This window comes from Pseudofrankia coriaricola (assembly GCF_001854805.1).
GTDB lineage: Bacteria > Actinomycetota > Actinomycetes > Frankiales > Frankiaceae > Pseudofrankia.
Window position 1 is genome coordinate 1 of record NZ_MBLO01000112.1, and the last position, 10,363, is coordinate 10,363.

Sequence of the window (10,363 nt, forward strand, 5' to 3'; positions counted from 1 at the left end):
AGGCGTTGGCAGGGCTGGCCCCGCACCTGCCCACCGAGCTGCTCGGTCAGGCGCTAACCGCCGCAACCACCATCGACCAGCTATATGACCGGGCGCGGACGTTGGCACGGCTGGCCCCGCACCTGCCCGCCAAGCAGCGCGCACCGATCCTCGACCAAGCGCTAACCGCCGCAACCACCATCAAGCAGCCATACGCCCGGGCGGAGGCGCTGGCGGTACTGGCCCCGCAGCTGCCTGCGGAGCAGCGCGCACCGGTGCTCGGCCAGGCGCTGACCGCCGCAACCACCATCAAACGGCAGGACGACCGGGCACGGGCCTTGGTGGCATTGGCCCCGCACCTGCCCGCCGAGTTGCTCGGTCAGGCGCTGACCGCCGTGACCGCCATCAACGATCCGGATGACCGGGCGCGGGCGTTGACGGGGTTGGCCCCGCACCTGCCTGCCAAGCTGCTCGGTCAGGCGCTAACCGCCGCAACCACCATCACGCAGCCATACGCCCAGACACAGGCGCTGGCGGCACTGGCCCCACACCTACCCGCCAAGCAGCGCGCACCGATCCTCGACCAAGCGCTGACCGCCGCAACCACCATCAAACGGCCTGACGACCGGGCGCGGGCGTTGGCGGCGCTGGCCCCGCACCTGCCCACCGACCAGCGCGCAACGCTCCTCAGCCAAGCCCTAGCCGCAGCGTCGCTGAGTGGACGCGGAGCGGTAATCGACGTCCTTCCAACCGTGCTCTCCCGGGACGACCTGCGTGAGTTGGTAGGTGCGGCGCTCGTGCCGTCGCTGCTACGGGTAATGCGCTGGTGGCCTTGACTGCCCGGTGGGTGAGTATCGCGACGCACAACAAGGTGTGCCAACCCGCCGGAAGCGACCCGGCAGCCGGTCGGTGTGGACCCCTCCGTGAACGGAGACGGCTCTAGCGTGGTCGCCGCCAAGCCTGTGATATCCGACACATGAAGCCTGTTGGGCCGGCTCGTCATACAGAGGAGTATTCGACGATCCACGGTCGCGCGTGACATGCGTTGATGCAGCTCAGCACACCGCATAGCCGGATAGTCCTCATAATCCTCCGGTCGTGGGTTCGAGCCCCACCCGCCCCACAAGGCCAAAACTGCTGTGGCACAGCGGTTTCTCGGTGGCGATCACGCCCTCCGAAGATCGCGGAGCAGCCGAGAATGGCATTTCCGGTGCCGAACCGGTGCCGTTGCGACCGCAACTAATCTTGGGGTCTGGGTCGACGGTTACACATCGTAGCGATGCGTAGGGCGCGCTGGCGTCTGGCCGGTTGTCCGTTCGTGTACTGCTCATTGGCTGCCGGTCGGAAAGCCCGGGATCGGTCGCTACCCGTATGACCGGGGAGCGCAGCGCGACGCGGAGCGCGGCCTCGGCCTGGACCTCGACGTCGTCCGCGGCGTCGGCCGCGTCGGTGTCGCCGTCGAAGGGCTGGTATAGGCCGGCGAACATGATCCGATCGTGCTGGTGGATCCGGTAGCGAAACGTGGCCACAGCCGGGTCGGTGTCGGGCTCGTCGAGCAGAACCTCGGCGCGTAGGTCGCCTGAGCGCCATTCCCGCGGCGGATGCTCGTCATGCAGGAGACGTCCGTAGCTGACCGGGACGGCGGTGCCGCGGCGTACCTGGCTTACCCGCCACGGGCGATACGCCGCCGTCTGGATGGCCTCGTCGGGTAGCCAGCCGGACACCGCGTGGGTGCGCAGGTAGGGGCGGGGCGGGCTGGTGGTCAGGATGCGGCGCACGGTGGACGGCACCGCCCAGCCGAGTTCCTCCTCCAGCTGCCATAGGGTCGGCGCCCGGGTCGTCCACACGACCACCTCGAGCCGACTGGCGGTCGGGGCGGTGGACAGCGTGGCTGCGAACTGTCGGCCCAGGCCGGTGGGGTCGGTCACGGGGAACAGCCGCCACCAGCCGCCGGAGTCTCGATCCGCACCGGTGCACGACCCCGGGCGGCGGCGAGCTCAGTCACGGGCGGCGCTGGCCGGCCGGTGTCGACCGGACTGTCCGAATGCCCGGTGGGGTGGTGCCGAGGAGCCATGTGTCCGACCCTGCGCCGCGCTGTCATCGCCAAGGACCCCCGGCGGCCCTCGCCGAGCCCTCGCCCGGAGCTGTCACCGGTTTGGTCGACGCCAGGCCGGACGAGGACATCACCGCTGGCGTGCCGCAGCCCACCGTCTCGGGCGTCCGGTGATGATGTCGGCCGCGGTGGTGACCCGCGTGCCCGGGCCGGGTCGATGATCCGCACGGGCCCGCCCTCGGAGGCCGGGACCCTTGACATTCCAGCGATCCTTGGCTGGACCAAGGCCCAGCCTTTCCGTTCTTGGCTGCTCCTGCCGCCGATCTCGACGGCCATGTGTGCTGGCTGTGTCAGGACCGGTCGTCGAGGTCGAAGCGTTCGGCGAGGGTGTCGAGTGCGTGGTCGTGCAGGTCGGCGTCGGGCCAGAGTGCCTCCAGGCGGCGGAACTCGGCGTCGTGGCCGTGGCCTGGCAGGACCTGGTGGAGCATCTCGTGCCAGAGCAGGTACTCCAGGACGACGTCGGGTATCTGGTCCGGGCGTGCGCACAGCTGCCGGTTCACCCTGATGATCGGCGTTCCCCGGCCCTTTCCCGCGATACGCGGGGCCCAGTAGGCCTGGGCATGCCGTATCGGCCGGCGGGTCCAGGCGATGGTCGGAACGGGCTCGAGGCGGGCGGCGAGGTCGGGGGGGTCGGCGAGCAGGTCGCGTCCCTGAAGGCAGACGCGTTTCAGCAGAGCGGCCAGGTCGCGTTCGGCGACGGGCACCAGCGGGGGCAGCGGCCGTGAAAGAGCGCTGCGCGGGTTCTGGCGGTGTCTGGGGTTCTCAGGATCGCCGGCGGGACCGGCGAGCTGGTTCGGTTCGTCGTCGAGTTCGAACAGTGCTCGTTCGACGACTTCGCAGAACTGGCGGAAGCCGGGCGTCGCGAGTCCCGCGAGCCCGCTGTCGTAGCGGTCGCTTAGCCAGGCGCGCTTCTGCCGGGTCGTCATCGGCCCGGCGTTGGCCAGGTCCTGTGCCACAGCGCGCAGGTCGTAGGTCGCGCGGATGGGCACGAACGGTGGCTCGACGCCTTCCGCCCTGAGGTAGTCCACGAACCGGGTGACGTCGCTGTCCGACGGGCGTGGCACGGGGACGTCGCCGAACACCTCGATCGGCCAGCGAACGTCGAGGGCCGCGCCGCTGGCACAGGCGTCGACGAGTTCCCGGAAGCCGTTCTGCGTGTGCCCGAAGACGGGGATGTTGCGGTCGCCCAGTTCGTAGTAGCCGGTCAGCGTCGCGGCGGTCAGGACCGCCATGTCGGTGATGACCGGGCCGGCCTGTTCGCTGTAGCGCCGTCGGAGCTCCGAGAGGATGTCCGGCGTGATGAGGGTGTCGGTCAGCTCGTCGGGCACCCGCGGCAGCCGGCCGCGGCCGGACGAAGCGCTGGGTGCGTCGATCTCGATGTCGGCGTGGGCGCCGAGGACATCCCAGGGGTGCGGCACACCCAGGTCGTCGGCCCACTGGTCGCGCAGGTCGACGACGTAGGCGACAGACTCGCCGCCGCTGCGGATGCCGCGCAGGACCCGCCCGACCATCTGGTGCATCAGCACCCGGCTGCGGGTCGGGCGGGCGAGGAACGCGGTGCGCGCGTCGGGGAGGTCGACGCCCTCGGTGAGCATGCCGACGCTGACCAGCACGCAGTCGTCGGTCTGCGCCTTGAACCAGGCGAGCCTGGCGGCACGTTCGAGCGCCAGGCCGCTGTGTACCACCCTCGTCGGGACGCCGGCCGAGTGGAAACGCGCGCCGAGCCGGTCGGCGTGCTCGATGTCGACGGCGAACAGCAGGGTCTTGCCCCAGGTGTCGCGCCGGGCCAGCCACGTGTCGACGACCAGCCCGTTACGCCCGTCCCGGTCGAGACGGCGCAGCACGCTGGCGGGCAGGTCACCGCCCACCCCCATCGAGGCGAGCTCGTCGGCCGTCAGCGCAGGGCGTTCCTGCGTGTCGACGACCCGGAACAGGGGCCGGGCCAGCACCCCCGACTCGATCAGCTCACGGGCCCGGACATCAGCGACCTTCACCGGGAAACGTGCCCGCAGCCGCCGCGCGCCGTCACCCGCCGGCCACGGCGTCGCCGTCAGACCGACGAGCACCGGATCCGCCACCGTGAAGACGTGGTCCAGCAGCGCCTCGTAGCTGGCAGCGACCGCGTGGTGGGCCTCGTCGACGACGATCACGCAGGACCGCCCGGCGAGGAACCGGCCGAGCCGTCTCCGCGCGGCTACCGCAGCCTTGCCACCGGTCACGCTCGCCCGGGTGACGACCACGACGTCGTTGTCGTCGTCGACGATCGTCGTCGACGCGCTCGCCAACGAGTGGATCCGGCGCAGCGTGCGCTCGAACGTCACCGGTAGTGCGCCGGCCAGGTCGACGAACGTCCGCGCCGCCTGGTCCACCAGCTCCTGCTGGTCCGCGATCCACAGCACCCGCAGCCGCGGGTCGGCGGCCATCCGCCGCAGCAGCCAGCGGACCGCCGTATAGGTCTTGCCCGCCCCGGTCGGCAACACGACAAGCCCAGCACGCCGCCCGGCAACTGGCATGCCATCAGCAAGTGCGTCCAGCGCCCGCCACGCGTCCTCCTGGAACGGGTACGGGACCCGCGGGTCATCGACCCCCACACCGGCGAGCAGCCAGGGTTCGCGGTCCGGTTCCACCCGGTCCGGACTGTCCGGCCGCGCCGTCACCGGCACCTGCCGCTTGTGCGCGTCCAGGAAAGCCCGGCGCAGGTTCAGCCGGAACGTCGACGTCCGGTACCGCCGACGCAGGAACGCCAGCTGGTCCGCGGTCGTGTCCAGGCTGGCCGCCCGGTCCGCCGGAGAGGACACCTCAAACCACATGATCTCGGCGAAGGCCGCGAGCACCGTCGGATCCGCATGCGGAAGCCAGTCGTCGCGCAGCAGGTCGACCAGCGCGTCAACCTGCAGATGCCTGGTGTCCAGATGCCTGCCCAGCACGGCTTCCGCGTGCGCGACGAGAAGCTCGTCGAGCCGCCCGAGCCGCCGTTTCTCCTCTTCGTCACGCCAGCCACTGGCCGTGTGTACGACAGTCAGAATGTTCCGCAGCAGGGTCTTGTCCACATGCTCCCAGCGAAACTGCAACCTGGTCCGGCTCTGCTCCTGCACGCGCTCCCCCTCCAGGTCCCGGCAACCGGCGTTCGCACGGCCATGACGCCTTTCGAGCGTGACAGATGTGTAGCAGCCCGGGTTTCCCGCGCCGCGACCCGCCCAGAAATATGTCGCGGCAATGGCGCATCGCGACGCACCTTCGCGCTCGCGCGAACGTCCCCGCCACGAGACATCGCCTGCGGGCGCACTCGTCGACAGCGCCGCGCCAGGCCAGGAAACGGCGGTCAGGCGCCAGCCGCCTGGCGAGCGGAAAAGAGTTACTACCAGGCGCGGCAGGTTCCAGCCATACTCGGCCGGGATGACCAGGCCGGGACTCTCATCGTCCTGCCCGTCGCTGGCATACGGCGGTGAGGGTCTGGGAAACCGGTCGACCACACGCTAACGAGAGAGGACACATGAGCACGGACTACGCCGACGAGATCGCCCGACTCGAAAGCATGATCGACGAACTACGCCGTACACGAAACCGGACCTGCGAACCGAAGAACAACACCAACCCCCGCTACCACGCCCTCTCCAGCGCCGTCTCCTCGCTCACGCGCGCAATCGACCACATGCGCGCCGAGGCGACCGTGCCCGCGAACCGCCGCGTCTGACATCCCGGCTTTCCAAAGGACGCCAAGATCATCAAACGTATGTAGGGATTCGTATGCCAGGCATCTTCCGGGTTCCGATCCCGATCCAGCTCCGGCGGTCTTGTGGGCCTCTGTTACGACTTGGCGCGGCGGACGTGGACGGCGGAGCCACAGGCACCGCGGCCCGCCGCCCCGCTCCGGCCCGCGGCAATCAGTACCGCCGGAAGGCGCCGCGAAGACACACCGCGGCGGCCACCGCACGCCACACCGCGCAGCTCACCCCCGCAGGTCACCACGGTTCCCTCCGAACGGTCGCCCACGGGTTCCTTGATCTCTGACGCCCACGGATGCGCGGGTGAGGCAAAGGGCCGCCCGGCTCCCCCGGGTGCGCGGCGTGCTCGGTGACAGCGCTATCCGTTCGCAGCCGCCGGCGGACGACGGGCCGGCTTGCCCCGGTGGCCTGCTGGTCGGCAGGCGCGGCGGGCTGGGACAGGATGACGGTATGGACACCGCCGAGGTGCGACTGGTCGACCAGATCATCCGGTTCGTGGGCTGGCTGGGCGAGGGCCGCAAGCTCACGCAGACCGGGCGGCTGCGGCTCGCCGACGCGCGAGAGCTGGTAGAGCTGCTGGGCACGGCGGACCGGATCGACCCGCAGATCGGCGGGCGGGTGTTCCGGACGAAGAGCAGCGATGACCTGCCCGAGCTCACGACGATCCTCGAATGGGCCAAGGCGAGCCGGCTCGTGCGGGTCAACCTCGGCCGGCTCGTCCCGGTCAAGAAGAGCGCCGCCCTGCTCGGTCGTCCCGACGAGCTCTGGACGCGGCTGTTCGACGCCTTCGGGCAGCTGGGGCCCGTGGTGTGTCCCGAGGCGTGGATCGAGTCGATCCTGCGTCTCACCTTCGCCCAGTGCATCGACGAGGTGCTGCGCCTGCTGGCCTCCCGGGAGAAGGGCATGCCCGTCGACGAGCTGGGCGAGGCCGCTTGGCGCGTCGGCATGACCGGCTACGTGATCGACGGGACGCCGGAGCAGGTGGAACGTGCCCGACAGGCCAACGACCGCGACCTGCAGATCGCCCTCGACTGGCTGCACCGGCTCGGCGTGCTGCGTGCCGACGGCGACCGATACACCCTCACCGACCTGGGTCGCCGCGGTGTCGACCGGCTTCGCGGCGCGCCCGACCCCGGCGCGCCCGTGCTGCGGCTACGCGTCACGCTCACCGACACCCACGACCCCGAGGTCTGGCGGCGGATCCTCGTCCCCGCCGCCATCCCGCTCAACCGGCTGCACGAGGTCATCCAGGTCGCCATGGGCTGGCAGAACTACCACCTGCACGAATTCACCGCCGGCACCGGCCCCGATGTCGTCTACGGCCGGCCCGACCCCGAACTCCCCCACCTCGACGACCGCGCCGTCACCCTCGCCACCGTCGTCGCCGAGCACGGCGACCGGCTCGGCTACACCTACGACTTCGGCGACTACTGGCGCCACGAGATCACCGTCGAGCTCCACACCACCGCCAAGGTAAACGAGACCTACCCGGCCTGCACCGCCGGCGAAGGCGCCTGCCCACCCGAAGACTGCGGCGGAACCAGCGGATACGAGGAACTCCGCCTCATCCTCATCGACCCCGACAACGACGAACACGACGACAGACTCCGCTGGCTCGGCCTGACCACCGCCGCCGACTTCAACCCCGCGTCCCTGGACCTCCACGACATCAACGTCAAGCTCGCCGCGGTCAGAATACGCCCCAGCACCTGATTCGCCCCGTTCCCGTGCTGTCCGCCGCCTCGCGGGACCGATCTTTCCGAGTTCGCGTGCTGATCGCCGCGGCGTCGACAAGAACCCGCGACCTGGCGGTACCTGCCTGTCGACGACTGGCTCTCCGGCCAGGACCCCGACGCATCCAGCAGCCTGGGCCAGCGGACCGAACTGCCCGCCGGGCACTGGAACGGCGAACGCGCCGCGACCGACATCCGCGCTGGCCCGCAAGGGTCGCGCCTTCCGATTGCTGGACTGGCTGATCGTCCGCCAGGGCGGCCCCGCGTCCTCGCCGGCTGCACGCTCAGCCTCACCGCCGCGGCCAGGGCCTGGTCCGAGCACACCGGCACCCCGCTAGCCGCGCTGATGCCCGCCATCATCCGGACCCCCGCAGCCGCCGCATACAGCTGACGGACGCGTACCGGCAAAGGCCGCCGGGCGTCAGGAGACCAGGTCGCCGGGGAGTTTGCCGATGAGCGGGTCGCAAACGCAGAGGTCGGCGGTCAGGGTGCTCGGTTTGCCGTTGAGGAAGTCGCGCCACTGGCGGACGGTCCAAGAGGCCGAGACGCTGTAGAAGCCGGACTCGATCTCGGCCTTGACCTCATCGCCCTTGGCCGTCAGCTTCACCGGGCCGATCAGCGTGCAGGACAGCTCCCACTTCTTGAGGTTCTCGGTCTCGGTCAGCGGAACGCCGACCTCGCAGTCGCCGACCGGGACCCTGACCGAGTCCGGGTCCTCCCTGGTGAAACCGTCCATCATGCCGTTCGCGAGGATCGCGACGTCGTTCCCGCCGCCCCCGATCACGACGTTGCCCAACGGGTTGGCGCGCAGCGGGGTCGGGAACAGCAGGTCGTTGCCCTCGTTGCCCCAGAAGTTGTCGACGACACCGACCCCGCCGAACACGACGTCGTTCCCGTCGCCAGCCTCGACCGTGTCGATGTGGGTGTTGGTCCCGCTGTCGACGAAGTCATTGCCCGCCCCGGCGAACACTGAGTCGTTGCCGGCGCCAGCGAACAGGACGTCGTCCCCGCCCGGCTGCGCCGGGGCCGAACCGGGCGCAAATTCGTCGCCCCAGATCCAATCGTCGCCGTCGCCGGCTTCGACCCGGTCGTCGCCCAGGCCGGCGTAGATCTTGTCGCGGCCGGGGCCGCCGTGGATCGTGTCGTCGCCGGCGTCGCCGTAGACGGTGACCGTGTCGTCGGGTCCGCTGGTCACCCCGACGGTGATGTTGTCGTCGCCCGGGCCGCCGTAGAGCTCGTCGTCGCCGCCTATCCCGCGGATGACGTCGTCGCCGCTCTGCCCGCAGATGACATCGCGACCGGCGGTACCCGTAAGGCTGTCATTGCCATCGGTGCCCCAGAGGGTGCAGCGGRCCGACCGGTGCCCGTCCGCGACCGGCGGCCCGCTACTCGACGTGGCCGACATCGACGGGAGGGTTGTCGTGGCGGCCGTCGGCGTCCGACCGCCGGAACTCGCGCTTCCCGCGGGCGTCGGAACGCTCTTCGCCGGGACGCACGCCGCGGCGACCGCGACAAGGACAGCGGCGGCGATGAGAACCGCCGAGGATGACAGGCCGCGCCTCCGGGCACGGCCCGGATGCCCGATTGTACGCATGAAGTTCTCCCCCGTGGTGCTACCGCCCAAGTGTCGCCCACATGTCGAGCAGGTCCGACCGAGTCCAAGAAAAGACGTCACTCAGGACGTGGAACACCAAGCCAACGTGGGCCATCGACCACCCCGAGTTACACCGCGCGCGTCCAGAGTCCCCGCCCGTCACGCGCCGCGGCTGTCGGTCCGAGTCGCCCAGTGCCTCGACGCCATGGCGCACGCGGCCGGGCAAAGGCCCTGCCGGATGACACCACCGGCTGAGGGTCGCCGTGGGCGGCGCTGTCAGAATCAGCTGGGTGGAGTTGCATTACTGCCCGTTGCATTCGCTTGAGGTGGTGCGGCCCAGGCGTCTGCCGGACGGGGCCTTGCTGTTCGAGTGCCCGCTGACCACGGGGCACATCGAACCCGGGCCGCTGCGCTGGCTGAAGGACGCTCCACCGCCGCCCGCGCCCTCGCCGGCGAAGGGCGCCGCAGGCTCCGGCAACGGCCGGGGGTCTGGCGGGTCGAGCGGTCTCGCCAAGGAGCTCGACCTGGGGGTCGAGCTGCCTGCGGCGCTCGCGGAGTACCGGGGCCGGTGGGTGGAGTACGGCGTCCTCGAGCACACCTACGCGCGCCGCCGGCCGGATGACTTCGCGCGGCTCGTCGAGATCTACGGGCACACCACCATCGCCGCGAAGACCTACACGTCGTCGTCCTACCTGGCCGGCCGGCTCGGCGACCTCGCCCGGCACGGCAAGGTCGTCCTGCGCTTCGGCCCCGCGACCGGCCGCTGGGACTACAACCCCGAGATCTCCTGGTGGACGCTCTCCCCCACCCCGGACTGGGCCGACTGCACCTCCTGGAAGGACCTCGGCGAACCCATGGACTACGTCCCCGGCTCCACCGAGTAGGTCGGTCCCCGACCCCGAGCTGCACTACCGGCTCCACGAGCTCGGCGGCATCCTGCACGAGTACGAACACGCAGCCTGACCTGCCCGGACGTAATTTGCGGCAAGTACAGGGTGCGACGGCCGCGTCGCTATCCGCCGTGGCGGGTGTCACATAGGTCGTCGTCGCGGCGGCGGAGGAGCTGGACCGGTCTACACGGTGGACCTCCCGGTGATCCGCGAGGCGGCTCCTCAGCGGTTAGACCGAACTTGCGAGTGCTCGAAGATCGCTACGCGCACAGCCTGGCACTTTGGCCTGTGTTGTCCGAAGTGTAGTCAGTAGGTTGCTTGATCGGGAT

The 10,363-nt window shown here is 70.3% G+C and carries 7 protein-coding genes; 4 read left to right on the forward strand and 3 right to left on the reverse strand.

Annotated features, from left to right (window positions below; genetic code table 11):
* The coding region (locus BCD48_RS51320) for a hypothetical protein (protein WP_198543273.1) at positions 1-815 on the forward strand (815 nt) is incomplete at its 5' end.
* A 246-nt stretch (positions 816-1,061) separates the two neighbouring features.
* On the opposite strand, the gene BCD48_RS16455 is transcribed toward BCD48_RS51320, so the two are convergent.
* Both BCD48_RS16455 and BCD48_RS16460 read right to left on the reverse strand, forming a co-directional pair.
* Complete coding sequence (locus BCD48_RS16455; protein WP_071049280.1) at positions 1,062-1,907, reverse strand: hypothetical protein; 846 nt, start codon at positions 1,905-1,907, stop codon at positions 1,062-1,064.
* A 475-nt stretch (positions 1,908-2,382) separates the two neighbouring features.
* Complete coding sequence (locus BCD48_RS16460) at positions 2,383-5,187, reverse strand: DEAD/DEAH box helicase (protein WP_131804017.1); 2,805 nt, start codon at positions 5,185-5,187, stop codon at positions 2,383-2,385.
* Between the two features lie 398 nt (positions 5,188-5,585).
* On the opposite strand from BCD48_RS16460, the gene BCD48_RS16465 reads away from it, so the two are divergent.
* Together BCD48_RS16465 and BCD48_RS16470 are read left to right on the forward strand one after the other, a co-directional pair.
* Positions 5,586-5,786, forward strand: a complete 201-nt coding sequence (locus tag BCD48_RS16465) for a hypothetical protein (protein WP_071049282.1) — start codon at positions 5,586-5,588, stop codon at positions 5,784-5,786.
* A gap of 334 nt (positions 5,787-6,120) precedes the next feature.
* A complete protein-coding gene (locus BCD48_RS16470; protein WP_131804018.1) occupies positions 6,121-7,530 on the forward strand; it encodes a plasmid pRiA4b ORF-3 family protein in 1,410 nt (469 codons plus the stop codon).
* A 441-nt stretch (positions 7,531-7,971) separates the two neighbouring features.
* On the opposite strand, the gene BCD48_RS16475 is transcribed toward BCD48_RS16470, so the two are convergent.
* Positions 7,972-9,144, reverse strand: a complete 1,173-nt coding sequence (locus tag BCD48_RS16475) for a calcium-binding protein (protein ID WP_071049284.1) — start codon at positions 9,142-9,144, stop codon at positions 7,972-7,974.
* A 290-nt stretch (positions 9,145-9,434) separates the two neighbouring features.
* Between BCD48_RS16475 and BCD48_RS16480 the strand changes: the two genes are divergently transcribed.
* Positions 9,435-10,028 (forward strand): hypothetical protein, encoded by a 594-nt coding sequence (locus BCD48_RS16480; protein WP_131804019.1) that lies wholly within the window; start codon positions 9,435-9,437, stop codon positions 10,026-10,028.
* The last annotated feature ends 335 nt before the right edge of the window (positions 10,029-10,363 follow it).